Source organism: Loktanella sp. DSM 29012, assembly GCF_900110705.1.
GTDB classification, from domain to species: Bacteria; Pseudomonadota; Alphaproteobacteria; order Rhodobacterales; family Rhodobacteraceae; genus Loktanella; species Loktanella gaetbuli.
The window spans coordinates 178,148-203,880 of the sequence record NZ_FOEJ01000004.1 but is presented as its reverse complement, the minus strand read 5'-3'; the positions used below and the strand labels follow the sequence as shown (position 1 = coordinate 203,880).

Sequence of the window (25,733 nt, the reverse complement as noted above, 5' to 3'; positions counted from 1 at the left end):
TATGCAGGGATATAGCGGTAAGGGATGAATTGTCATGGCGGATACGGACGACCTGGTGGCGCGGATCGAGGATTTGGGCGACAAGCTGGCGCAGGCCCGCAGTTCGATTGCAGCGCGTTTTCTGGGGCAGGACAGGGTTGTCGACCTGACATTGACCGCGTTGATCTGCGGCGGCCATGCCGTGCTGATCGGCCTGCCCGGACTGGGCAAGACGCGGCTGGTCGACACGCTGTCGACCGTCATGGGGCTTGACGGCAACCGCATCCAGTTCACCCCGGACCTGATGCCGGCCGACATTCTGGGGTCCGAGGTTCTGGAAACCTGCGAAGGCGGTGCCCGCGCGTTCCGCTTCATCGAAGGACCGATTTTCTGCCAACTGCTGATGGCCGACGAAATCAACCGTGCCAGCCCGCGCACGCAATCCGCGCTCTTGCAGGCCATGCAGGAAAAAGAGGTCACGATCGCCGGTGCCCATCGTAAACTCGGTGTGCCGTTCCATGTTCTGGCCACGCAAAACCCCATCGAACAAGAAGGCACCTATCCCCTGCCAGAGGCGCAGCTGGACCGGTTCCTTGTGCAGATCGATGTGCCCTACCCCGACCGCCAGACGGAACGCGATATCCTGATCGCCACCACCGGGGCCCAAGATTCAAAATCCACCGCCGTGTTCACCGCCGCAGAACTGATTGATGCGCAGGACCTGCTGCGCCGGATGCCTGTGGGCGACGGGATCGTGGAAATGATACTCGATCTTGTGCGCGGTTGCCGTCCCGGACCTGATGCCGCTGCCGCCGTGAACGACGCGGTCAGCTGGGGCCCCGGCCCGCGCGCGTCCCAGGCGCTGATGCTGTGTGTTCGCGCGCAAGCTCTGCTCTCAGGCCGACTCGCGCCCACACCAGAGGATGTGCGCGCGATGGCAGGACCTGTCCTGAAACACCGCATGGCACTCTCCTTTGCGGCCCGCGCGCGCGGGGTCGATCTGGATGCGCTGATCGACGATGTCACAGCCGGTATCACCCGGACTGCCGCCGCCGCATGAGTGATCCCGTCGTCCTTCGCGCCCGGGCAGAGGCCAGCGCCAGTGCGCTGCCGCCACTGCTGGCCGCGGCAGAGCATCTGGCCAGCACCGTGATCCTGGGCGATCACGGCCGACGCCGCGCAGGCACGGGCGACACCTTCTGGCAATACCGCCCGGCGCAAAGCCACGACAGCGCGCGCAGCATCGACTGGCGCAGGTCCGCCCGGTCCGACGGGGCCTTCGTGCAGGACAAGGAATGGCAGATCGCGCAATCGGTCGTGTTCTGGGTCGATCAGGGCGCGTCGATGCGGTTTTCATCTGCCCCGGCAGTTGCGCAGAAATCAACCGTGGCCCGTACATTGGCGCTGGCCTGCGCGATCCTGCTGACCCGCGGCGGTGAACGGGTTGGCTTGACCGGGGCCAGCCTGCCACCCCGCCGCGGCACGGCCCAGATCTCGCAAATGGCGGCGCTGCTGTCGCAGGACGACCCCAGTGACTACGCCATGCCAGAGGCGCGCGGCATGGTTCCGCACAGCCGCGCGGTGTTCGTGTCGGATTTCCTGTCCGATCTGGCCCCGATCGAGGCCGCATTGACCCGCGCCGCCGACCGCGGCGTGCGCGGTGCTCTGGTGCAGATTCTCGACCCCCAGGAAGAAGCCTTTCCATTCGACGGGCGCACGGTCTTTGAATCCATGACCGGTGGCTTGCGACACGAAACGCTCAAGGCAGGCGATCTGCGCGACCGCTATCTGGACCGCCTGGCCGAACGCAAGAACCGCCTGACCGCTCTCGCACGCACGACCGGTTGGCAGTTTACAACCCAGCATACGGACGCGCCCGCGACACAGGCACTCCTGTGGCTCTACGCTGCCATGGAGCAGCCCGTATGACACTTCTTCTGGTCGAAAATATCCCGGGGGTCCGGGGGCAGCGCCCCCGGGATTTCACTTATGTTTAGCATTGGCCCCCTCGCCTTCACTGCGCCCTGGCTGCTGCTGGGGTTGATCGCATTGCCGATCCTTTGGGTGTTGCTCCGCGCCGTCCCACCAGCGCCCGTGCGGCGCAGGTTTCCCGGTGTCGCTCTTCTGCTGGGACTGACCGACAAGGATGCACAGTCCGACCGTACGCCCTGGTGGCTGCTGCTGCTGCGATTGCTGGCCGTTGCCGCGATCATCCTGGGCTTTGCGGGCCCCGTTCTGAACCCCCAGGACGATCAGGGCGGCGACGGTCCGCTGCTGGTGGTTCTGGACGGCACATGGGCCGACGCACGCGACTGGCCCGCGCGGATCGACCGTGCACGGATCGCATTGGACGACGCAGCCCGGTCAGGCAGGCCTGCCGCCGTGATGACGCTGACCGCACCGCCCGCACAAATGCCCGATTTCCAACCGGCGCAAGCCGTGGCGCAGACCTTGCCCAACCTGCAACCCGCGCCATGGGAACCTGATGCAGAGGCTCTTGCAGAGCTTGCGCAGACGCTGGACGGCAGCTTTGACACCCTTTGGCTGTCCGACAGTCTGGCACGTGACACACGCAGCGACATGCTGGCCGCGTTCGAGGCGCGCGGCACGGTGCGCGTGGTGCAGACGCCGCGCACCACCATAGCACTGCGGCCTGCCACATTTGCCGACGGCAATATCGCGCTGTCTGCCGCACGCACGCCGGTCGGCCTGCCGCTGAGCGTGCCGGTGCAGGCCATCGGGCTGGACCCCGCCGGCACCGAACGCGTCCTTGCCACCGTGAACATGGAGATTGCTCCAGGCGAAGGCGTGGGCGAAACACTTTTGTCCCTGCCGGCAGAGCTGCGCAATCGCGTCACGCGGTTTGCGGTGACAGGCGTGCGGTCTGCCGGTGCCGTGACGCTGACCGACGACGCCCTGCGCCGCCGCGAGGTCGCGCTGATTGCCGGCGGCGGCGAGGCCGAAGGCCTCGACCTGCTGTCGCCGCTGTACTACCTGCGCGAAGCGCTGGAACCGACAGCGGACCTGATCGACGGCACGCTGGAGGATGTCCTGCTGGCCAACCCGGACGTGATCGTGTTGGCCGATGTGGCGAACCTGTCTGCATCAGAGGCAGACGACATCGCGACATGGGTGGAAAACGGCGGATTGCTGCTGCGCTTTGCCGGACCACGGCTGGCCGCATCCGACGTGGGCCGCATGACCGAGGACCCGCTGCTGCCCGTGCGGCTGCGGGCCGGTGGACGCAGCATCGGCGGGGCCATGAGCTGGGGCGAACCAAAGGCGCTAGCCCCCTTTCCCGAGGGATCACCCTTTTTCGGCCTCGCCATCCCGCAAGACGTGAGCGTGACGGCGCAGGTCGTGGCACAACCCGACCCGACACTGGCCGACCGCGTGATCGCAGGGCTGGCGGATGGCACCCCACTGGTCACGCGCAAGGCGCTGGGACAAGGTCAGGTCGTCTTGATGCATGTCACGGCAAATGCCGAATGGTCGTCATTGCCGTTGTCGGGTCTTTTCGTACAGATGCTGGAACGTCTGGCGGTTTCTACGCGTCCCGCCACACCCGAGGCTGCGGCGCTGGAGGGCACTGTGTGGCTGCCGCAGGCACGGCTTGACGCCTTTGGCCAGTTGACGGATGCCACGACCGAGGCCGGTGTGCCCGGAGAGGCACTCGCCGCAGGCACCGTCGGGCCTGATCTGGCGCCGGGGTTATACGCATTTGACGAAACGCAGATCGCGGTGAATGTGGCAGATGCGGATACAACGCTGGCCACGGCGCAGTGGCCCCCCCGTATCCCCGTCGAAGGGTTGGATATCTCGCAGGAATTGCCTCTGAAGGGCTGGCTGATCGCCGCGGCACTCGCGCTCTTGGCGATTGACGTGATCGCCTCGCTGGCTGTGGGCAGCCGTTTGCGCGGACCGCGCGCCGATGTGGCCGCCGCCGTGTTGCTGGCACTGATGATCGCCACCCCGCAGAATTCGCGCGCACAGGATGCCGATGAATTTGCCATCGCGGCGACGCAGGCCGTGTCCCTGGCCTATGTCACGACGGGCGATCCGCGGATCGACGAGGTATCGGAGGCCGGATTGCGGGGATTGTCCGACGTCCTGTTCCGCCGCACCTCGATCGAGCCTGTCGCACCGACAGCCCTGAACATCGAGACGGACGAGCTTGCATTCTTTCCGTTCCTCTATTGGCCGATGACACCCGGCCAGGCGCTCCCCTCGCTCGAGGCCTACGCCAAGTTGAACCGCTATCTGCGGTCCGGCGGGATGATCCTGTTCGACACCCGCGACGCGGATACGGCACGTTTCGGGTCATCCAGCCCCGAGGGGCGGCAATTGCAGTCCATCGCCATGTCGCTGGATATTCCCGCGCTGGAACCGATCCCGGACGATCACGTGCTGACGCGGACATTCTACCTGATCCAGGATTTTCCCGGTCGCACCGCCAGTCGCGATGTCTGGGTCGAGGCTGCCCCCCCGGACGCCGAACAGGCCGAGGGCATGCCGTTTCGCAACCTCAACGACGGTGTGACGCCCGTCGTGATCGGTGGCAACGACTGGGCACGGGCCTGGGCCGTGGACCAGTTCGGTGATACGATGTTCCCCGTGGGCCGTGGCAGCGCGGGCGACACACAGCGCGAATATGCCTATCGGTTTGGCGTGAACCTGATCATGCATGTGCTGACCGGCAACTATAAATCCGACCAGGTTCATGTGCCCAACCTGTTGGAAAGGTTGGGACAATGAACAACTGGCGCATGTGTTGTGAGGGCAGGATGCCTCCGGCGGGGATATTTTTGACCAGAAGAAGCAGGGTGGATTAATGCAGAGCGTTGTCCTTGATCCACTGTTGCCGATTGTGGCGATTTATGGTGTCGGCGCGCTGGTACTGGCGGCCGTGCTGTTGGCAGTCTGGCGGCGCCTGCCCGGTTGGTGGTTGCGCGGTCTGGCGGGGCTTGCCCTGCTGGGCGCATTGCTGAACCCCGCACTTAGCCAAGAGGACCGGGTGCCGCTGGCCGATATCGTGATGTTGGTCGTGGACGAGAGTGCGAGCCAGCGGATCAGCGACAGACCGGACCAGACGGCTGCGGCCATCGCGAATGTGCAGGCCGAGATTGCCGGTATGGAAAACACCGAACTGCGGATCGTGACCGTCGGCGACGGTGAGGGCGACGCGGGCACGCAGGCCATGACCGCACTGGCCGAAGCACTGGCCGAAGAGCCCCAGGGCCGCATTGCCGGCATCTTGATGATTACGGACGGGCGTGTGCACGACCTGGACCGCACCCCGCCGCTGCCTGCGCCGCTGCACGCGCTGGTGACGGGCCAGCCCGACGACTGGGACCGGCGTCTGGTCGTGGCCAATGCACCGGCCTTTGCCATTCTGGGCGAACCCGTGACGCTGACCGTGCGGATCGAAGATCAGGGGGCCGCCCCCCAGGGTGTCGTGTCGGTGCCGCTGAACATCAGCATTGATGGTGGCGCGCCCTTGCCCTTTGAAGTGCCGATCGGGCGCGACATCGAATTGCCCGTCAACCTGCCGCATGGCGGGATGAATGTTCTCCAGTTCCAGACGCCAACGGTGGATGGCGAATTGACGGATCGCAACAACGCCGCTGTTGTCCAGATCAACGGTGTCCGCGACCGGTTGCGCGTCCTGCTTGTCAGCGGCGAACCGCATGCGGGTGAACGCACCTGGCGCAACCTGCTCAAGGCGGATGCCAGCGTCGATCTGGTACATTTCACCATTCTGCGCCCGCCGGAAAAGCAGGACGGCGTGCCGGTAGATGAGTTGTCGTTGATCGCCTTTCCCACGCGCGAATTGTTCATGGAGAAGATCGCGGATTTCGACCTAATCGTTTTTGACCGCTATCGCCGGCGGGGCATCCTGCCGTCCCTGTATCTGGAAAACATAGCCAATTACGTGCGCGAGGGCGGTGCCGTGCTGGTGTCCTCTGGTCCGGAATACGGCAGCGTCGACAGTATCTTTCGTTCGCCCTTGCAGACGGTCTTGCCCGGTGCGCCGACGGCGCGGGTCTTTGAGGAAGGCTATGTGCCGCAGGTCACCGACCTGGGCGACCGGCACCCGGTGACCGCCGGGCTGGAAGCGATGTCACCCGGCACCGACGGCGACGGTCCCGGTTGGGGGCGTTGGTTCCGGCTGGTGGATACCACCGTGCCCGAGGGCGCCGAGGTGCTGATGACCGGGCTGGACGACCGCCCGCTGCTGACGCTGGACCGGATCGGCGAGGGGCGCGTGGCGCTGCTGGCAAGCGATCAGAGCTGGCTGTGGGATCGTGGCTACGAAGGCGGCGGTCCGCAGGCCGAACTGTTGCGCCGCCTTGCCCACTGGATGATGAAAGAGCCCGAGCTGGAAGAAGAATCCCTCTGGGTCGAACCCTCCGGCCAGACCATGCGCATCATCCGGCGCACGCTCGAAGATGCACCCGGCGACGTCGTTGTGACTGGACCGGATGGGTCAGAGGTGACGCTGACGCTGGACCAGGTCAGCCCCGGACGGTTCGAGACCCTGTGGGACGCACCGGAAACCGGGCTTTATCGTTTGACGGACGGCACGCTGGACACCGTGATCGCGCTGGGGCCGGCGGCACCGCGTGAATTCGAGCAGACCATCGCCACCGGCGACGTGCTGGACGAGACCATCAGCGCCACCAACGGCGGCACGGTGCTGGTTTCTGACGGCGATATCGACATTCGCAGTGTGCGGGCAAGTCGCCCGGCTGCGGGACGCGGCTGGCTGGGCATCACCCCGCGCGAGGCCTACCGCACGGCCGATATTTCCATCGCGCCGATCCTGCCCGCCTGGGCATTCCTGATCCTGGCGGCGCTGTTGGTGATCGGAGCCTGGCTGCTGGAAGGACGCGGCACCAAACGGCGCAAGACCTAGTCCGGCAGGGCGACTGAAACCGTATCCTTGGACCAGCCGTCGACCGCGCATTTCGTGCGGATAAAGACCACTGACAAATTCGTCGGAACGGCGACATTGCCAAGTGACCGGGTAAAGGGCTGTTCGTTGACGTGAGGGTGCAGCAACGCTCGGGTGCCAAGGATTGTGCCATCCGCATCCTCGACTCGCCAGCCGTCGGCATAGTGATCCCAACCCGTATCGGGATGGGACAGGGTCACATCGAAACGCCAGGCGGGTCCGTCACGTGCGACCTGCGCTGCGGTGACGACTGGGGCGTCGGCCAGCGCGGGAGTCGCGATGCCAAGGATCAAAAGCGTGGTCATGCGCAAAGGGGCGGTCCTGTGTCGGGGCGGTTGGCCGCAGGTTAGATGATGCAGGCGCGCTTGTCAGGGACGTGCGTCGTGCCTTAGGGTTTGTCCAAGAGGAGATCATCATGCACATGCCTACACCCGACGCCAGGATCATGGCGCTGAAGGCTGCGCTTGCCGCGCGCCTGCGCGCCGTTTTGCCTGCCGACGCCGTGATCGACGATCTGGCGGAAACCCGCGCCTATGAATGCGACGGGCTGTCAGCCTACAAATGCCCGCCGATGCTTGCGGTGTTGCCGGCCACCACGGCAGAGGTCTCGGACGTGCTGCGCATCTGTCACGAGATGAACGTGCCCGTGGTGCCGCGCGGGTCCGGCACATCGCTGGCCGGTGGGGCCATGCCGACGGCGGATTCGGTTGTGCTGGGCGTGGCGCGGCTGAACGCAGTGCTGGAAACCGATTATGCCGACCGGATCATTCGCGTGCAGTCGGGCCGCACGAACCTGAGCGTCACCGGCGCTGTCGCGGAAGACGGATTTTTCTACGCGCCAGACCCCAGCAGCCAGCTGGCCTGCGCGATTGCGGGCAACGTGGCGATGAATTCCGGCGGGGCGCATTGCCTGAAATACGGGGTGACGACCAACAACCTGCTGGGCGTGACGCTGGTGTTGATGGACGGCACCGTCGTGGAACTGGGCGGCGGGCATCTGGATGCGGGCGAACTGGATCTGCTGGGGGTCATCTGCGGATCCGAGGGCCAGCTGGGTGTCGTGACCGAGGCAACCCTCCGCATTCTGGCCAAGCCGGAGGGCGCCCGCCCCGTGCTGATCGGATTTGACAGCAACGCCGTCGCGGGGGCCTGCGTGTCCGACATCATCAAGGCGGGCGTGCTGCCCGTCGCGATCGAATTCATGGACCGCCCCTGCATCGTCGCCTGCGAGGCCTTTGCCAAAGCAGGCTATCCCGATTGCGAGGCATTGCTGATCGTCGAGGTCGAAGGGTCGGACGCCGAGATCGACCATCAGCTGGGGCTGATCAGTGCGATCGCCCAGCGCCATGACCCGGTAGAGGTGCGCGAGGCCCGCGATGCGGACGAGGCCGCCCGCATCTGGCTGGGGCGCAAATCCGCGTTCGGCGCGATGGGGCAGATCAACGACTACATGTGCCTGGACGGGACGATTCCGGTCACGGAACTGCCGCGCGTGCTGGACCGGATCGGCGCACTGTCGCAAGAATACGGGCTGGACGTCGCCAACGTGTTCCACGCCGGCGATGGCAACATGCATCCGTTGATCCTGTATGACGCCAATACCCCCGGCCAGCTGGAACTGTGCGAGGCACTGGGTGCCGCGATCCTGAAACTCTGTGTCGAGGTCGGCGGCTGTCTGACGGGCGAACATGGCGTCGGCATCGAGAAACGCGACCTGATGGCGGTGCAGTTCGATCCTGCGGATCTGACAGCGCAGATGGCTGTGAAGGATGTGTTTGACCCCAAGTGGCTGTTGAACGCGGCCAAGGTTTTTCCCCTTGATGCGAGTGCCACGCACCGGGCGGCCTGAGGGCCGCCTTGGAGGCGCTGCCTCCAAACCTCCGGCATATTTCTGACCAGAAGAAGACCTATGACCCTGCAAACCGAAGATGATGTTGCTGATTTTGTGCGGGCAGCGAAAGGGCCGGTGGCCGTGCGCGGTGGTGGAACGCGCGCGCAGGGCGGGGTCGATGAGACACTGCCTGTCGCGGGACTGTCGGGGATAACGCTGTATGAACCCGGTGCGCTGACGCTGGTGGCCAAGGCCGGCACACCGATGACCGAGATCGAGACAGCCCTTGCGGCAGAGCGGCAACAACTGGCGTTCGAGCCGATGGATCATCGTGCGTTGCTGGGGACGGCGGGCGTGCCAACCATTGGCGGTGTGGTGGCGACCAATGCGTCGGGTCCACGCCGGATACAGGTGGGCGCGTGCCGCGATCATCTGCTGGGCGTGCGGTTTGTCGATGGGTCCGGCACCGTGGTGAAAAACGGCGGTCGCGTGATGAAGAACGTCACGGGCTATGATCTGGTCAAGCTGCTGGCGGGCAGCTACGGCACGTTGGGCGTGCTGACCGAAGTGTCGCTGAAGGTGTTGCCACTGCCTGAACGGGTCGCGACGCTGACCACGGTGGTGCCTGATGCGGCGGCGGCTGTCAGGATCCTGTCGGACGCGCTGGGATCGCCCTATGATGTCACGGGTGCCGCCGCTGCGCAGGACGGTGACGGGTTTCGCGTCCATGTAAGGGTCGAAGGATTTGATGACAGCGTCGGTTATCGCGCGGCACAGTTGCGCGATTTGCTGCATCTTGATGACGGTGCCGATCCCTGGGCGGATTTACGCGACGTGACCGCCTTGGGCGATTGTCCCTTTGTCGTGCGCGTGTCGGTGCGACCATCGCAGGCGGCTGCGCTGTTGTCGCGGATGGACGGCATGGACAGGGTGCAACTGGATTGGAGCGGTGGTCTGATCTGGCTGGGCGGCGCGGAGGCGGCGCTGTTGGCACAGGCGCAGGCGATCTGCGCCGACATCGGCGGCCATGCAACGGGGATCAAGGGCGACTTTGGCCCGCTGCCCCGGTTCCAGCCGCAACCTGCACCGCTGGCGGCGATCAGCGCGGGCCTGCGGGCCAAATTCGATCCACGCGGAATCCTCAACCCCGGAGTGATGGGCTGATGCAGACGACCTTTACCCCCACGCAGCTGCGTGATCCGGCCACGGCGCGGTCCAACCAGATCCTGCGCGCCTGCGTGCACTGCGGGTTTTGCACTGCGACCTGTCCGACCTATCAGGTGCTGGGGGATGAACTGGACAGCCCGCGCGGGCGTATCTACCTGATCAAGGACATGCTGGAAAACGAACGTGTCCCCGATGCCACGACTGTCAAGCACATCGACCGCTGCCTGTCGTGCCTTGCCTGCATGACCACCTGTCCATCGGGCGTGCACTACATGCATCTGGTCGATCATGCGCGTGCCTATATCAATGCCAACTACAAACGCCCATTGTCGGACCGCGCGTTGCGCTGGGTCCTTGCGCGGGTGCTGCCCTATCCGGGGCGTTTCCGACTGGCGCTGCTGGGGGCCAAGATCGCGCGGCCCTTTGCGCGGTTCATGCCTGATCCGCGTCTGCGCGCGATGTTGCGGATGGCCCCTGACGTGATCCCGCCTGTCAGCCGCAACGACGATCCGCAGACCTTTGCCGTGGCGGAACCCAGAATGCGGGTCGCCTTGATGACAGGCTGTGCCCAGCGGGCGCTGAATACCGACATCAATGACGCGACGATCCGGCTGCTGACGCGGCTGGGGGCCGAGGTGGTGATCGCCGACGGTCAGGGCTGTTGCGGGGCGCTGACGCATCACATGGGCAAAGAGGATGAATCCCACGCCTCTGCTGCGCGCAATATCCGTGCCTGGACCGCATTGGGTGATCTGGATGCAATCATCGTGAACACCTCTGGCTGTGGGACCACGGTCAAGGATTACGGGCATATGTTCCGCAATGATGCGCTGGCAGAGGATGCGGCGCGCGTCTCGGCGCTGGCGCGCGACGTAAGCGAGGTATTGCTGGACCTGCTGCCCGCCGACAGCCCGCATCTGGACCTGAACGTGGCCAAGGGCGCGATCGCGGGAACCGATGCAGCACGTCTGCCTGCACAGTCCACCGCCGCCGGGACCGGGCTGCGCGTCGCCTATCACGCGGCCTGTTCCCTGCAACACGGCCAGCAGATCAAGGCGGCACCCAAGACACTGCTGAAACGTGCAGGCTTCACCGTGCTGGAACCCGCCGACAGTCACCTGTGCTGTGGATCGGCGGGGACCTATAACCTGATGCAGCCCGAGATCGCGGGGCAGCTCAAGCAGCGCAAGGTCGCCACCCTGTCGGCATTGCAGCCCGATATCGTGGCGGCAGGCAACATCGGCTGCATGATGCAGATCGGGACGGCGGCTGGAGCGCCCATCGTGCACACGGTCGAATTACTGGACTGGGCGACCGGCGGGCCACAGCCGCCCGCGCTTTTGCGGGACCCGGCCACGCCGGTGGTGCCAAAGCTGCGCTGATCTGGTCATAGTGTCGCCATGCGCGGGTGCCACGATTCCCGGCAACCGAAAGGACCGACCGTTGCGCCTGACCCTGCCCCTGATCCTGTTCCTGCTGGCATCACCGCTGTCTGCGCAGGATACCAGCCTGATGGCGCTGGAAACATCCGACACCGGACGCGGTTGGGAGGCGGTCGGCCGGCTGGACGTGGATCGCGGCGGTTTCTGCACGGCCTCGTTGATCGAGGAAAAGCTGATCCTGACAGCGGCGCATTGTCTGTATGACAGCGACGGCAGCCCGATTGCCGCAGAGCGTTTCACCTTTTTGGCAGGCTTGCGCGATGGACGGGCCGAAGCGACGCGCGGCGTTTTGCGCGTCACCCCTCACCCCGACTACGTTCACCGATCCGAACGGCCGCAGAATGATGCGGTCGCGGTCGATATTGCGGTGCTGGAACTGGACCGTCCGATCCGGCAGGGGCGTGTGACGCCGTTCACGCTGGCCACCGAACCGCAAGCGGGCGCGCAGGTCGGCGTGGTGTCCTATGCCAACGGTCGCGCCAATGTGCCCAGCCTGCAAGAGGTCTGCGAGGTTCTGGACCGGCAAGGCGGGATCGTGGTGATGACCTGTTCCGCCGATTTCGGGGCCAGCGGATCGCCTGTGTTCTGGATGAACGGCGGCACGCCCCGCATCGTATCCGTCATCTCGGCCAAGGGGCGTTCCGGCGCGCGCGACGTTTCACTGGGCACATCGCTGGCGGACCCGCTGGCGCGTTTGCTGGACGTGCATGCGCGTGGGGTCGGCGCGCTGCCCGTGCCTGTCGCACGCACCATCGGTGTCGGCACCCGCGACGGCACGGGTGCGAAATTCGTCCGTCCCTGAGGACCGTTTCGACAGCCCGCACTCTTGAACGCGGGGCATCTGTTTCCCAAATATGATGCACCACGATGCCTATCAGGGTCGTGGCACAAACCAATGGCCGGGCCCGAACGGGGCGGCCAGACATCGTTATCGCTTGCACAAAAGGATGACCTGACATGCGAAATTTCGACCTTACCCCCCTTTATCGCGCGACCGTCGGCTTTGACCAGCTCGCGGAACTGATGGATCGGGCGCTTGCCTCTGACGTGGGCAGTCAGACCTATCCCCCCTACAATATCGAAAAGACCGACGACGACGCGTGGCGCATTTCCATCGCGGTTGCCGGATTTTCGGACCGCGACCTGTCGATCGAGGTCAACGATCGCAATCTGGTCGTGACCGGCCGCAAGGCTGATGACGACAAGTCGCGCAAATATCTGCACCGGGGCATTGCAACCCGCGCTTTTGATCGCCGCTTTCACCTGGCCGACCATGTCCGTGTGACGGGTGCCAGCCATGTGGATGGCATGCTGCACATCGATCTGGTGCGTGAAGTGCCAGAGGCGCTGAAGCCGCGCCGCATTGCAATTGAGACAACCGCCCCGCGCGATGCTGACGTGCTGGATGCAAAATCGGTCAATTAATCACTGACCGTGGATGAGGAAAGGCGGGCCATTGCGGCCCGCCTTTTTTGTGTCTCGACTTGCCCGTCTTAGAACGTCAGATCGGCCTGATAGCCTTGGTCGGGTTCTGCGCCCGTGACGTTCGCCTTGCCGATCTCGTAAAAGAATTTGAGCGGATTTGTTGTGCTGAACCAGCAACCTGCGATCGTTGGGGTCAGGCAGAGCAGACGCACATCGTCGTCTTGCTTGCCGTCTTCGAACCATGCGGCGGCTACGAATGACCAGAGTTCGTCCAGAATGGCGGCGTCCTGAACCTGCTCCAGCTTGCCCTCGATATTGGCATACAGGCCGGATTTCGCATCGGCGATCACGAAACGGGCGGACTGGTTCGCACTGGTCGTATTTTTCACCAACTCTTCGCCAGCGGCAGCGATGAACCAGATCTTGCCGTCGCGATCCTTGCGCAGTGTCGGGGACATGGGCACCAGTTTACCGTTTTCTGTCAGGCCCAGCATGCCGGCCTGCACATCATCGACCCGGTCCCAAAAGTCTGCTTTTGCGTCACTCATCACGATCTCCTTGCGTATGAAATTCAGTGACGAAACGCGTGGGCGGCAACGGTAGTTCCGCCGCCGCCCACATATCGATCAGGACGTCAGCGCGTGGCCGCTCATGTCCTTGACGTCTTCGTTCTGTTCCTTCCACGTCTGGCGTTCCTCATCCGTCGCCTTGGGTGAGAACAGCCCCGTCAGCGCGTAGAAGATGCCGATAATGGGTGCCATCCAGCAGGCAAAGGCGAGCGGGATATACAGCAGGTTTTGCATATTGCCGTCCATGATACCCAGACCAAGCGCCGTGATGACAAATGCACCACCCGCATTCCACGGGATCAGCGGCGACATCATCGTGCCACCCTCTTCGACCGCGCGCGACAGGTTCAGCGTCGAATAGCCGATCCCGCGATAGAGCGGCGCATACATCCGACCCGGCAGCGCGATGCTGATGTATGGGTCGCCCGCGACCACGTTCGTGGCAAAGCTGGTGGCGATGGCGCTGGTCTGCACGGCACCAAAGTTGCTGACGCGTTTAACGATGGAATTGATGATCGATTCCAGACAGCCGGTGCGTTCCAGCGCACCGCCAAAGCCCAGCGCGATCAGGATCAGTGAAATCGTCCACATCATCGATTGAATCCCGCCAGAGTTCAGCAGGCTATCGATGTCCGACACGCCGGTATCGATAGAGAAACCTGACTGTGCGTAGGTAAAGACGTCATGAAGACCCTCACCCTGCCAGAAAATGGCGACAAGACCGCCGGCCAGCACACCCGAAAACAGCGACGGCAGGGGCGGTTGTTTGGTCAGCGCCAGTCCGATGACGATCAGCGCAGGCAGCAGCGGCACGATGCCGATGCTGAATTCATTCTGGAGACCGCCGGTAATGGCATCGATCGCGTCAAAAGACGTCTGGCCATCGCCCATCAGCAGAAATCCCGCCCCGATATAGATTACGAGTGCGATCAGCATCGCAGGCACGGTCGTGGGCAGCATGTTTTGGATATGATCAAAAACCGTGACCCCTGTCACGGCAGGTGCCAGGTTCGTCGTATCAGAGAGCGGGGAAATTTTGTCCCCGAAAAACGCGCCCGACACTACCGCCCCGGCCGTCCAATAGACAGGCACCTCGAACCCGGCACCGATGCCCATCAGTGCCAGACCGATGGTGCCGACAGTGCCCCAACTGGTGCCCAGCGATACAGAGACCACCGCGCACAGGATCATCGCCGCCGCGAGGAAGATCGACGGGTTGAGGAGTGTCAGACCATAATAAATCAACGTCGGCACCGTGCCCGACGCGATCCAGACACCAATGATCATGCCGACGATGATCAAGACGGCCACCGACGGCATAGAGACGTGAATGACGTGAAAAACGCCCTCGCGGATGTCCGGCCAGCCCTGTCCGCGCAACTTGCCCAAAAGGGCCGTGATCGCGAGACCCAAAATGAGCGGAATATGCGGTGTAAAGTCGCCATAGTAGAACAGTTGCAAGGCCAGAAGGCCCAGTGTCAGGACAACGGGTAATAGCGCAAGCCCGAGGCTTGGCAGGTTTTTTTCGTCGCTTGCAGTCTCGCTCATCGCGGCCTCCGGCATTTGTGATCTTATTTGACCTAGTGCGCTGGCAAATTAGTCCAGTTAATGCGCTTCGGACCAGGTCAGGCCCTTGCCGCCGTCGACTGACAGTTTGACGTCCAGATGCACGGCAGGGTGGGCCGCATTTTCCATGACCTCGCGCGCCGTTTCGATCAGCGCGTCAGCGGCATTTTCATCCACCTCGAACAGCAATTCGTCGTGGACCTGCAACAGCATTTTGGCAGGCAAGTCCTTGATCGCATCGGGCATACGGATCATGGCGCGACGGATGACGTCGGCGGCGGTGCCCTGAATCGGGGCGTTGATCGCGGCGCGTTTTGCAAAGCCGGCCTGCGGCCCCTTTGCATTAATTTCGGGCGTGTTTATGCGCCGCCCGAACAGTGTCCGGACGTAGCCGTGCTCTTTGGCGAATGCGACAGTGTCGTCCATATAGGCGCGGATGCCCGGGAAACGTTCAAAATAGCGGTCGATGAAACCCTGCGCCTCGGCCCGCGGGATGCGCAGATTACGCGCCAAGCCAAATCCGCTGATGCCGTAAATCACGCCAAAGTTGATCGCCTTGGCCTGACGGCGCACCTCTGGTGTCATCTCGTCCAGGGGCACGTTGAACATTTCGGACGCGGTCAGCGCGTGGATGTCGACGCCGTCGCGAAAGGCCTGTTTCAGCTCTTCGATGCCAGCGACATGGGCGAGGATTCGCAGCTCGATCTGGGAATAGTCGAGGCTGACCAGCACCTTGCCGTCCTCTGCAATGAAGGCCTCGCGGATGCGGCGGCCTTCTTCGCTGCGGACCGGTATGTTTTGCAGGTTCGGATCCGTGGATGCCAGACGCCCGGTGTTGGCGCCCGCGATGGAATAGGATGTATGCACCCGGCCCGTATCGGGGTGGATGTGGTCCTGTAGCGCGTCGGTATAGGTCGATTTCAGTTTTGACAGTTGCCGCCAGTCCAGGATCAGGCGCGGCAGGTCGTGCAGCGTCGCCAGATCCTCGAGCACGTCAGCCCCGGTGGAATAGGCCCCCGTCTTGCCCTTGGCCGGGGTTTTCCCGTCGGGCAGCGACAGGCCCATCTCATCGAACATCACCTCGCCCAATTGTTTGGGTGAGCCGACATTGAACTTGCGCCCTGCAAGAGTCTGGATCTCGTCCTCCAGCCCCGCCATTTTCTGGCTGAATGCGTTGGACATGCGCGACAGCGTATCGCGGTCGACCTTGACGCCTGCCATTTCCATCTGCGCCAGCACCGGCACCAGCGGGCGCTCCAGCGTCTCATAGACCGTGGTGACCTTGTTCACATGCAACTGCGGTTTGAGGTGCTGCCACAGGCGCAGGGTGATGTCCGCATCCTCTGCCGCGTATTTCACCGCCTCGTCGATGCCGACGCGGTCGAATGTGATCGCGGATTTGCCACTGCCCAGCAGTGGTTTGATCGGGATGGGGATGTGCCCCAGATAGCGTTCGGACAGCACGTCCATCCCGTGATTATGCAGTCCCGCGTGCATGGCATAGGACAGCAGCATCGTGTCGTCGATCGGGGCCACGTCGACCCCCAACAGGGCAAAGACCTTGGCGTCGTATTTCATGTTCTGACCGATCTTGAGGATGCTATCATCCTCGAGCATCGGTTTCAGGGCCGCCAGACAGGCATCCATGTCCATCTGACCTTCGGCCCGCGCGTCGGACCCGAACAGGTCGTCCTGCGTCGCGGCCTTGTGCGCCAATGGAATATAGCAGGCCTGACCTGGCGTCACGCAAAGGCTGATGCCGACGAGGTCGGCGCGCATTTCATTCAGCCCGGTGGTTTCGGTGTCCACCGCGACATGACCGTGTTCATAGATCCGGTCGATCCAGACCTGCAGCGCATCCATGTCGCGCACACATTCATAGGCGTCCGCATCAAACAGCTGATCGTCAGGCTGGGCCACGTTCTTCGGGGTATCGACCTCGATCGCGGGGGCCTCTTGTCCCAATGAGGCAGCGATGCGTTTCGTGACAGTGCGGAATTCCATCTGTGCGAGGAACCCCAGGAGTGTGTCGGGATCAGGATCACGGATTTCGAGACTGTCCAGCGTGAACGGCAGATCCATGTCGCAATCGAGCTGCACAAGGCGTTTGGACAGCTCGATCTGGGCCCGGTGGTCGATCAGCGTCTGGCGGCGCTTTGGTTGCTTGATCTCTTCTGCGCGGTCCAGAAGGCTTTCCAGATCGCCGTATTCATTGATCAGCAAGGCAGCGGTCTTGATGCCGATGCCCGGTGCGCCCGGCACGTTGTCGACCGAATCGCCGGCCAGCGCCTGCACATCGACCACGCGGTTCGGACCGACGCCGAATTTTTCCACCACGCCGTCGCTGTCGATGCGTTTGTTTTTCATCGGGTCCAGCATTTCGACACCGTCACCGACCAGCTGCATCAGGTCCTTGTCCGACGACAGGATGGTCACCCGCCCGCCCGCATCGCGGGCCTGATGTGCAAGGGTCGCGATGATGTCGTCGGCCTCGAACCCTTCGATTTCCTCGCAGGCGATGTTGAACGCGCGGGTGGCATCACGGGTCAGCGGGATCTGCGGGCGCAGATCCTCTGGCATGGCCTCACGGTTCGCCTTGTATTGATCATACATGTCGTTGCGGAACGTGTGGCTGCCCTTGTCGAAAATCACCGCCACATGGGTCGCCGCATCCGGGCCGGTGTTCCCCTCGATGTAGCGTTGCAGCATGTTCACGAAACCGGACACGGCGCCGACAGGCAACCCATCAGAGGCGCGCGTCAGCGGTGGCAGTGCGTGATAGGCGCGAAAGATGAACGCAGAGCCGTCGATCAGGTGCAGGTGGCAGCCTTTGCCAAAGGCCATCAGACCTTGTCCTTGAACTCTTCGTGGATGAACCGCGCGTCACAGTAGCCGCATTCGACCCAGCCTTTGTCATGCGGAATCGCCAGCCAGACCCGCGGATGACCCAGGCCCGGGCCGCTGCCATCGCATGCAATGCGCCATTGGTCGACGATCTTGGTTTCCGGTGCGGGACGTGTCATGGACTGGCCTGTGCGTTGTCGCGGGACCTGCCCGCCTTATATCGCCCCGAACCTATCCCAGCCCAGCAAAGGGTGAAAGACCCATGTCAGACAATGCCATCGAAATTTCCGGACTCAGGAAAACCTATGCCGCCACAGGGCGCAGTGCGGCCAAGGACGCGCTGAAAGGCATCGACCTGACCATTCCGCGGGGGTCAATCTTTGGCCTGCTGGGTCCGAACGGTGCCGGCAAATCCACACTGATCAACATTCTGGCCGGTCTGGTCCTGAAAACCGAAGGCACGGTGAAAATCTGGGGATTCGATCAGGACGTGAACGCGCGCCAGTCGCGGGCGTCGATCGGGATCATGCCGCAGGAACCCAACCTTGACCCGTTTTTCACCCCGCGCGGGTCGCTGGATGTGCAAGCGGGCCTGTACGGTGTGCCCAGATCGCAGCGCCGCACGGACGAAATTCTGGATCTGATCGGTCTGTCGGACAAGGCCGACGCCTATGCCCGGTCCCTGTCGGGTGGTATGCGGCGGCGGCTGTTGCTGGGCAAGGCGCTGGTGCATTCGCCGCAGATCCTTGTGCTGGACGAACCCACCGCCGGCGTCGATATCGAGCTGCGCAACCTGTTGTGGCAGAACGTGCGGCAGTTGAACGAACAGGGCATGACGATCATCCTGACGACACATTACCTCGAAGAAGCCGAAGCGATGTGTGACGAAATCGCCATCATCAACCACGGTGAGATGATCGTGCGCGACACCACAGCGAACCTGCTGGGCACGCTGGACCAGAAAACGCTGGTGATCACCCCCGACGCGGATCATCCGGACCTGCCCGCACTGCCCGATGGCGTGACGGGGGAAAAGCGTGCGAACGGTACGCTGGCCTTTACCTACCAATCCAGCAAAACGCCTGCCGGTCAGATCATCGACACGGTGCGCAATGCAGGCGTCACGATCCGCGATGTGACGTCCGAACAACCCGACCTCGAGGACGTGTTCCTGTCGCTGACGTCCAGCCGCTGACGGGACGGTGGGCGGGGCGCCTTTGCGGGCGTAGCCCGTCAAACAGCGCCGCCGACCGTCATTTGGGCAGCATACGGCCCAGTTGTTTGCCACCAATGATGTGCAGATGAAAATGCGGCACGTCCTGCACGCCGTGGGTGCGGGCATTGGCGATGGCACGGAACCCGTCGTCGACGCCCGTGATCCGGCAGACCTCTGCGACCGCCCGCATGAAACCCGCCTGTTCCTCTGGCGTGGCCGCACCCGCGAAATGATCCAGCGACACATAGGGCCCCTTGGGGATCACCAGCACATGCACCGGGGCCTGCGGCTCGATATCTTGAAATGCCAGCGCGTGATCATTCTCGAACACGGTCTTGTTGGGGATTTCACCGCGCAGAATGCGGGCAAAGATGTTCTGGTCGTCGTAGCTGAATTCCATGTCTGTCCTCAATCAACGAATAGGTAGGGCGTTTCCGCCAGCGTCTTGGCCACTTCATCCGACACGCTCAGGAAACTGGCAAGCGCCGGCGCATTCTCGATCGGTGTCGCCCGTTCTCTGATCCGGTAGAGATGACTGAAATTGGCGTCCCGGATCCGGTCGCTTTCGAATGTCACATCCTGCTTGATCGTGGGCAGGATCTGGTTGATCGCGTCCAGCGGGGTCTGATCCCCCGCAAGGCCCACCCGCTTGGCATGGCCGATCAGATAGTCCTCGGTGAATTCGCACTGGATTTCCAGCAGGCGGGTGGTGGACCGGTCGGAAAAGAAATCCTGCATCAGGTCGATGTTGGATGTGTCCAGACAGATGATCATCCGGTCGCTTTCGTAATAGTCGAACAGCATCCGCATCAGGGCCCGCCTGTGACGTGTGCGTTTTTCGAGGCTGGCCTGAATGCCGCCCAGATCCGGCATCACGGTGTTTTCCTCGTTGAACAGATAGGCCACGGCAGGAATGTTGGTGTTGTGTTCTATCGCGGCCAGCAGGCGTTTGGCGACGTGCCATTTCTTGCAGGCGATGATCAGCAATTCGCGTTCGCGGCCCAGCGTGCTCTCTGTTTCCCAGAAACGGTCTGCGAACCGGCGGCCAATCCGTCCGCGCCCCGTCAGGAATCGAAACAGGTTGCGTCCTTCGTTCGATATCTGGAAATCGGACCTGTCCGACGCATATAGCCGCCCCAACCGGGCCTTCAGGTCGGTCGCCTCGGGACTGATCTTGCGGGCGAACAGCGCGTCCTGATTGAGCAGCAGATCAAAGTGATCGTTGTAGAATGTCACCGGCATCCCGTAGTCGGTGAACATCAGGAATGTCAGCGTGCGCGCCTCGATTTCCTTGCCCGGCACCAGATGCCGCACGAGTGTCTGAAAAAACGTCTCGTCCGGAATCCAGGTGGTCCGAAAGAACCGCATCACGTCGCGCCGCTGGCGTGCGAAATCCAGAATCATCTCGATGGTCTGGCGCCGCAGGCACCACCATTGGCTGCCGATCATGATTTGCAGGTCGTCAGGCACCTTTCGGGTCAGGCCCAGGCGGCGCTGTGTCCAGAAACTCCAGTAGAACCGCCGCTTCTGCGTGCGTTCATTGAACCAGTGGCGATAGATCAGTCGTTCTTGCTTGAAACCCGTCTTGATCCAGTCGCTGTCAAAGAAATCAAAGCTTTCGATATAGTCGCGGTCGTTGCGGTCCAGAAAGGCGTGGGCATAGGCCGCCGATTTGATCGCAAGGCAATCGCCGGACACCATGTAGAAATGCGTCGCACGTGGAAAGGCATCGACCGCCGCCTCGACCGCGGACAGGGTCGCGTCAACCAGGCTCCACTCGCCCCAGCCGCATTTCAGTCGCCGCTTGGCGAATGTCACGTTGGGATTCCCCGCCAGGGCCGCGCGGATGCGGTCGTAGCTTGCGCGCGGGGCACGGGCGTCGAAATGAATAGCGATGCAATCGCCCACGGCCGTCAGTTGCCGGGCCTGCTGGATGATGGCGTCCGGGTCCTTGTGACAGAGCAGGATAAAGGCGATGGTAGCCATCGGTCAGAGAATGTCCTGTTTACGACTGTTGTAAGGTGTCCTCATATCAACAACACTCGGCCATAAGACAGGGTTTCTTTGTCATGATACCTCCAATAAGACATTATTGGATCATATACTGGCCCAGACTTAAACCGACGAGGTAGTGACCCATGGGGTTTCCCGGAACATGGATGACCGAAAGCGAGAGCATGGTCTACCGCGTGGTGCCCAAATGCGCCTGTTCGACCATCGGGCAGATCATGTTCTATTCGGATCATGGCACGTTCTTTGACGGCGATATCCATGACGCGCAGGCCGGTCTGCACAAATGGGCGATGGATGACAGCCAGCCGCTGATCACGGACAACGTCAAATCGCACCGTTCCTATGCCTTTACCTGCGTGCGCAATCCCTACACCCGAATCCTGTCATCATTTTTCGACAAGATTTGCGGCATCCAGCGCAATGGCAAACGCTATCGCGGCAACCTGGTGCCGCTTTTGATCCAGAAATACGGGATCGAGGTCGGCGACCCCGAGACAGGGTTCGAATTCGACCAGATCAAATCGTTCCGCCGGTTCTTGCTGTTCGCACGTGACACCATCCGCTGGCGGCGCCCGATGGAACCGGACATTCATTGGTCAGCCATGTCGGGCCATATCAGTACCTTCATTCACAACGGCGGAACCTACGACCAGATTTTCTGGACCGAACAGTTCAACGACGGCATGGCCGAAGTGCTGTCGCAGATCGAGACACGGCACCCCGTCGATCTGGCAGCGATCCCCCGTTTCAACGAAAGCGAAGGCCACGGCCCCAAGCGGCTGCACAAGGTGTCCGACTATTTTGACGACCTGTCGATGCATCTGATGTGGGAAATCTACAAAAAGGATTTCCAGCTGTTCCGTTACGATTTCGACAATCCCGACAACAAGATGCCTTTGTCCGACATTGATTTGCGTGAGGTCCACGCCAAGTTGGGCGACTAGAGGGGGCGTTGCCCCCGTGCCGCAAGCGGCACCCCCCAGGATATTTTTGACCAGAAGAAGACAGGACCGCCCGACATGACCCGTGTGTTGATCCTGGGGTCCGGCCCTGATGTGGCCGAAGCAGCTGATTGGGCGCGCGCGCCGTTCGATGTGATCGTGGCGATCAACAACGCATGGCGCGTGCGTGACGATTGGGACGTTCATATCTTTCCCACCGATTTCCCCGTAGATCGGCGTCCGCGCGACATGCAGCACGATCAGCAGAGTGTTCAGGCTGACGATTATGTCCCGGTCCAGAACACCTATGGCGGTTTCGTTTATGCTGGAGGGACCATGGCGTTTACCGCCGGGTACTGGGCGTTGGGGGCCTTGCGTCCCAGCTTGATGGCATTCGCCGGTTGCAACATGGTCTATCCGGCCAGCGGGGCCACGCATTTCTATGGGACCGGCACCGCCGATCCGCTGCGGCCGGACGTGACGCTGCGGTCCTTGCCTGCGAAATCGGCGCGGTTGCATGTGCACGCAGCGCGGCAAGGTTGCACCTGTGTGACCGTTACGGGGGAGGACAGCGTGCTGATATTTCCCCGCGCCACACCAGATGCATTGCCCGCAGCCCCTGCCCCATTTGATGCCAGTGTGGCCGCACAAGCCGATGCGATGGAGGCCCGTCTGGACTACGTGGTGCCCAGCGGCAAATACTGGAAACAAGAATACCGGTTCGATCCCGCGCAGATCGACGCGCTGGACGCGCTGTGGCTGCGCGCCGTCAGCTAGAGGGTCTTGTCCTCGAACAGGCACAGATCATGAATGATGCAGGTCGCGCATTTGGGTTTGCGCGCGACACAGACGTAGCGTCCGTGCAGGATCATCCAGTGATGGGCATGCAGCTGGTAGTCGGCGGGTATGTGATCCTCGATCCGGCGTTCGACGGCGTCCACATCCTTGCCCGGTGCGATGCCCGTGCGGTTTCCGATGCGAAAGATATGCGTGTCGACGGCCTGGGCGGGATAGCTCCACCACATGTTCAGCACGACATTCGCGGTTTTGCGCCCCACACCCGGCAGTGATTGCAGGGCCGCGCGTGAATTGGGAACCTCTCCGCCATATTCGTCGACGAGTATCTGGCTGAGCTTGATGACGTTCTTGGCCTTTTGCCGGAACAGACCGATGGTCTTGATGTGTTCCATCACGCCGTCCAGCCCCAGATCCAGCATCTTTTGAGGGGTATCGGCGACGGCGAACAACCCGCGGGTCGCCTTGTTCACGCCCTTGTCGGTTGCCTGTGCAGACAGCGCCACGGCCACCACCAGCGTATAGGCATTGGTGTGGTCCAGTTCGCCCTTGGGTTCGGGATCCACTGCATGAAACCGGCGAAAAATCTCGCGGATCGTGTTGTAGTCGAGTTGCTTTGCCATGGCCCTTGATGCCCCGGCGGCGGGGGCTGCGCAAGTTGCGCAAGTTCCGGGTCGCGCGACATGTTGCAGCGCCGTAGATTGGGATCATGGAACAGAAAGACAGCTATCATTATCACGTCATGGCCCGCGCGATCACAGAGATCGACGCACGGCAGGGCGAGGCCGCATCGCTGGCCGATATCGCCACTGCGCTGGACATGAGCCCCGCCCATTTCCAACGGCTGTTTTCCGCGTGGGTCGGGGTGTCGCCCAAGCGGTACCACCAATACCTGACGCTGGATCATGCGCGGCACCTGCTGCGCGACAGATTCACCACGTTGGAAACAGCGGCAGAGGTCGGCCTGTCCGGCACCAGCCGTCTGCACGACCTGTTCGTGCGCTGGGAGGCGATGACCCCCGGGAATTTCGCCCGTGGCGGTGCGGGGCTGACGATCCGCTGGGGGTGGTTCGACAGTACGTTCGGGCCCGTCCTGTCGATGGCGACGGACCGGGGATTGTGCGGTCTGGCGTTTGCCGCAGAAAGTGGTCGAGAGGCCGCCATGGATGACCTGACCTCGCGCTGGCCCACGGCACACTATGTCGAGGACGCAGCCACCATCGCGGCGTGGACGACCGCTGCGCTGACCACACGCGGGGACGCGCGTTTGCACATGATCGGCGCACCGTTTCAGATCAAGGTCTGGGAGGCATTGCTGCGGATCCCCTCGGGTCATGTCACGACGTATTCCGAAATCGCCAGCAGCATTGGCCATCCCAAGGCTGTGCGGGCCGTCGGCACGGCTGTCGGCCGCAACCCGGTCAGCCTGCTGATTCCCTGCCACCGGGCGCTGCGCAAATCGGGTGGCTTGGGCGGCTATCACTGGGGGCTGCCGGTCAAACGTGCCTTGCTGGCCGTCGAAGGCGCGCGGGCTGACGCGATATCCGCCTGAAAAACGCAATTTCGCCCCCGCTATTTGATAGCGGCGACGGTTGCGCCATATAGCGAGGTATCTTGAATGCCCGAACGTCGGGGATTCGCATGAAGGAAACACGCTATGACTTTTTCACGTTTGAACATGACCGCCGCGTCCGCAGCCTTGCTGCTGGCAGCTGGCTGTGCCGGCACTGGCGGCCCGAACGACAACCAGAATGCCCGCAACGCCGCAATGATCGGCGCGGGTGCTGGTGCCGTCGCCGGCCTTTTGGCAGGGGATGATGCAACCGAGCGGCGTCAGAATGCCCTCGCAGGTGCTGCACTTGGCGCCGCCGCTGGCGCTGGTATCGGCACGCTGCTGGACCGCCAGGAAGAAGAACTGCGCCGCGAGTTGGGCAACAACGTCGGCATCGTCAACAATGGCAACAACCTGACCGTGACCCTGCCGCAGGACATCCTGTTCGCAACCAACTCGATCGCGGTTTCCGGTGCGGCACAGGGCGACCTGACAGCGCTGGCCCGGAACCTGCAGTCCTATCCGAATTCGACCGTGAACGTGATCGGTCACACCGACAACGTCGGCGAGGCCGCATTCAACTTTGACCTGTCGCAGCGCCGCGCGCAGGCCGTCAGCAGTGTGCTGATCAACGCAGGTGTTGCACCGTCGCGGATCCGTTCGATCGGCCGTGGCGAGGATCAGCCGATTGCGACGAACAATTCGCCCGAGGGGCGTCAGCAGAACCGCCGGGTCGAGATCGTCATCACTCCGAACTAAGCGGCATATGTCAGAAAACCGCCAACCGTTTCGGTTGGCGGTCACTGGCCAGACGGAAAATCGACAAACAAAAAACCCGGCGCACAGCGCCGGGTTTTTTCATTCTGCGATATTGATCGCGTCAGTGCATCTTGGCTTTGACGGTGTCGATGCTCTCGTCGATCAGGGCGTTGGTGCGCTTGGCGTCCATGTTCTTGGCAATCACGTCCTTGGACGCTGCGACAGCGACCATGATCGCCTGATCGCGCACATCGCGGATCGCGGCCGCACGGGCTGCGGCAAGCTGCTCTTCCGCACCGGCCAAACGGCGGTCAATGTTGGATGCGATTTCGGCTTTTGCGGCTTCGGCAGAGCGTTCTGCCTCTTGGCGCGCATTCGCAACGATCCGGTCAGCCTGTTCCTGCACTTCTTTTTGCTTGCGCTCGTAGGATGCAAGCAGCGTCTGCGCTTCTTCACGCAGGGCGCGGGCCTCGTCGAGGTCAGACTGGATGCCTACAGCGCGGCTGTCCAGCATCTCGGTCACTTTGCCCGGTACCTTGAAGTACAGAAGGATCGCGATGAACAGCAAGAAGCCGAGCGTCACGACGAAGTCGGTGTTCGCCAGCGAAAAGAACACATCGCCCGCAGCGAGTGCCGGAGTTGCGGACAGGGCGAGGACGGCGATCAGGATATGACGCAT

23 protein-coding genes are annotated in these 25,733 nt (G+C 62.7%); 14 read left to right on the top strand and 9 right to left on the bottom strand.

The window, feature by feature from the left end:
• Positions 1-34: 34 nt before the first annotated feature.
• The 4 genes from BMX27_RS10710 to BMX27_RS10695 all read left to right on the top strand — a co-directional run bounded on the left by BMX27_RS10710 (position 35) and on the right by BMX27_RS10695 (position 6,895).
• On the top strand, positions 35-1,039 hold the full coding sequence (locus tag BMX27_RS10710; RefSeq protein ID WP_090159823.1) for an AAA family ATPase: 1,005 nt from the start codon (positions 35-37) through the stop codon (positions 1,037-1,039).
• Entirely contained in the window at positions 1,036-1,908 is an 873-nt protein-coding gene (locus BMX27_RS10705) for a DUF58 domain-containing protein (RefSeq protein WP_090159822.1), read from the top strand. Before BMX27_RS10710 ends, BMX27_RS10705 begins: the two co-directional genes overlap by 4 nt.
• 60 nt (positions 1,909-1,968) lie before the next feature.
• Positions 1,969-4,734 (top strand): DUF4159 domain-containing protein, encoded by a 2,766-nt coding sequence (locus tag BMX27_RS10700; RefSeq protein ID WP_090159821.1) that lies wholly within the window; start codon positions 1,969-1,971, stop codon positions 4,732-4,734.
• 76 nt (positions 4,735-4,810) lie between these two features.
• On the top strand, positions 4,811-6,895 hold the full coding sequence (locus BMX27_RS10695; RefSeq protein WP_090159820.1) for a hypothetical protein: 2,085 nt from the start codon (positions 4,811-4,813) through the stop codon (positions 6,893-6,895).
• Here BMX27_RS10695 and BMX27_RS10690 read toward each other — a convergent pair.
• Positions 6,892-7,239, bottom strand: a complete 348-nt coding sequence (locus tag BMX27_RS10690) for a hypothetical protein (protein WP_090160010.1) — start codon at positions 7,237-7,239, stop codon at positions 6,892-6,894. The genes BMX27_RS10695 and BMX27_RS10690 overlap by 4 nt on opposite strands.
• A 110-nt stretch (positions 7,240-7,349) precedes the next feature.
• Here BMX27_RS10690 and BMX27_RS10685 point away from each other — a divergent pair, with 110 nt between their 5' ends.
• From BMX27_RS10685 to BMX27_RS10665, 5 genes are all read left to right on the top strand, one after another.
• On the top strand, positions 7,350-8,783 hold the full coding sequence (locus BMX27_RS10685; RefSeq protein ID WP_090159819.1) for an FAD-linked oxidase C-terminal domain-containing protein: 1,434 nt from the start codon (positions 7,350-7,352) through the stop codon (positions 8,781-8,783).
• Positions 8,784-8,843: 60 nt separating this feature from the next.
• The gene (locus BMX27_RS10680; protein ID WP_090159818.1) at positions 8,844-9,929 is read left to right on the top strand and encodes an FAD-binding protein; all 1,086 of its coding nucleotides are present in this window, start codon (positions 8,844-8,846) and stop codon (positions 9,927-9,929) included.
• Positions 9,929-11,314, top strand: coding sequence for a glycolate oxidase subunit GlcF (gene glcF, locus BMX27_RS10675; protein ID WP_090159817.1), 1,386 nt, complete (start codon positions 9,929-9,931; stop codon positions 11,312-11,314). Before BMX27_RS10680 ends, glcF begins: the two co-directional genes overlap by 1 nt.
• Before the next feature lie 61 nt (positions 11,315-11,375).
• Positions 11,376-12,176 (top strand): trypsin-like serine peptidase, encoded by an 801-nt coding sequence (locus BMX27_RS10670; protein WP_256212473.1) that lies wholly within the window; start codon positions 11,376-11,378, stop codon positions 12,174-12,176.
• A 155-nt stretch (positions 12,177-12,331) separates the two neighbouring features.
• Positions 12,332-12,799, top strand: coding sequence for an Hsp20 family protein (locus BMX27_RS10665; protein WP_090159816.1), 468 nt, complete (start codon positions 12,332-12,334; stop codon positions 12,797-12,799).
• Between the two features lie 68 nt (positions 12,800-12,867).
• On the opposite strand, the gene BMX27_RS10660 is transcribed toward BMX27_RS10665, so the two are convergent.
• The 4 genes from BMX27_RS10660 to BMX27_RS10645 form a co-directional block, all read right to left on the bottom strand.
• Positions 12,868-13,347: a pyridoxamine 5'-phosphate oxidase family protein gene (locus BMX27_RS10660; RefSeq protein WP_090159815.1), complete on the bottom strand. Its 480-nt coding sequence runs from the start codon at positions 13,345-13,347 to the stop codon at positions 12,868-12,870.
• A gap of 78 nt (positions 13,348-13,425) precedes the next feature.
• Positions 13,426-14,916 carry a Na+/H+ antiporter NhaC gene (nhaC, locus tag BMX27_RS10655; RefSeq protein WP_090160008.1) on the bottom strand — a complete coding sequence of 497 codons (1,491 nt, stop codon included), beginning with the start codon at positions 14,914-14,916 and terminating at the stop codon, positions 13,426-13,428.
• Between the two features lie 57 nt (positions 14,917-14,973).
• Positions 14,974-17,778 (bottom strand): DNA polymerase I, encoded by a 2,805-nt coding sequence (gene polA, locus BMX27_RS10650; protein WP_090159814.1) that lies wholly within the window; start codon positions 17,776-17,778, stop codon positions 14,974-14,976.
• On the bottom strand, positions 17,778-17,957 hold the full coding sequence (locus tag BMX27_RS10645) for a zinc-finger domain-containing protein (RefSeq protein WP_090159813.1): 180 nt from the start codon (positions 17,955-17,957) through the stop codon (positions 17,778-17,780). Before BMX27_RS10645 ends, polA begins: the two co-directional genes overlap by 1 nt.
• A gap of 83 nt (positions 17,958-18,040) precedes the next feature.
• Here BMX27_RS10645 and BMX27_RS10640 point away from each other — a divergent pair, with 83 nt between their 5' ends.
• Positions 18,041-18,973: an ABC transporter ATP-binding protein gene (locus BMX27_RS10640; protein WP_090159812.1), complete on the top strand. Its 933-nt coding sequence runs from the start codon at positions 18,041-18,043 to the stop codon at positions 18,971-18,973.
• A 58-nt stretch (positions 18,974-19,031) separates the two neighbouring features.
• Here the strand turns inward: BMX27_RS10640 and BMX27_RS10635 are convergent, their stop codons facing one another.
• Together BMX27_RS10635 and BMX27_RS10630 are read right to left on the bottom strand one after the other, a co-directional pair.
• Positions 19,032-19,394 carry an HIT domain-containing protein gene (locus BMX27_RS10635; RefSeq protein WP_090159811.1) on the bottom strand — a complete coding sequence of 121 codons (363 nt, stop codon included), beginning with the start codon at positions 19,392-19,394 and terminating at the stop codon, positions 19,032-19,034.
• Between the two features lie 8 nt (positions 19,395-19,402).
• Entirely contained in the window at positions 19,403-20,980 is a 1,578-nt protein-coding gene (locus BMX27_RS10630) for a DUF5928 domain-containing protein (RefSeq protein ID WP_090159810.1), read from the bottom strand.
• Between the two features lie 152 nt (positions 20,981-21,132).
• On the opposite strand from BMX27_RS10630, the gene BMX27_RS10625 reads away from it, so the two are divergent.
• Both BMX27_RS10625 and BMX27_RS10620 read left to right on the top strand, forming a co-directional pair.
• Positions 21,133-21,951, top strand: a complete 819-nt coding sequence (locus BMX27_RS10625) for a sulfotransferase family protein (protein ID WP_090159809.1) — start codon at positions 21,133-21,135, stop codon at positions 21,949-21,951.
• Positions 21,952-22,026: 75 nt separating this feature from the next.
• Positions 22,027-22,725: a hypothetical protein gene (locus BMX27_RS10620; protein WP_090159808.1), complete on the top strand. Its 699-nt coding sequence runs from the start codon at positions 22,027-22,029 to the stop codon at positions 22,723-22,725.
• On the opposite strand, the gene nth is transcribed toward BMX27_RS10620, so the two are convergent.
• On the bottom strand, positions 22,722-23,366 hold the full coding sequence (gene nth / locus BMX27_RS10615; protein WP_090159807.1) for an endonuclease III: 645 nt from the start codon (positions 23,364-23,366) through the stop codon (positions 22,722-22,724). The two genes, BMX27_RS10620 and nth, sit on opposite strands and share 4 nt — an antisense overlap.
• A gap of 86 nt (positions 23,367-23,452) precedes the next feature.
• On the opposite strand from nth, the gene BMX27_RS10610 reads away from it, so the two are divergent.
• On the top strand, positions 23,453-24,295 hold the full coding sequence (locus BMX27_RS10610; protein WP_090159806.1) for a methylated-DNA--[protein]-cysteine S-methyltransferase: 843 nt from the start codon (positions 23,453-23,455) through the stop codon (positions 24,293-24,295).
• Positions 24,296-24,400: 105 nt separating this feature from the next.
• Entirely contained in the window at positions 24,401-25,054 is a 654-nt protein-coding gene (locus BMX27_RS10605; protein WP_090159805.1) for a YiaD family glycine zipper/OmpA-like lipoprotein, read from the top strand.
• A gap of 121 nt (positions 25,055-25,175) precedes the next feature.
• On the opposite strand, the gene BMX27_RS10600 is transcribed toward BMX27_RS10605, so the two are convergent.
• Positions 25,176-25,733 (bottom strand): F0F1 ATP synthase subunit B, encoded by a 558-nt coding sequence (locus BMX27_RS10600; RefSeq protein ID WP_090159804.1) that lies wholly within the window; start codon positions 25,731-25,733, stop codon positions 25,176-25,178.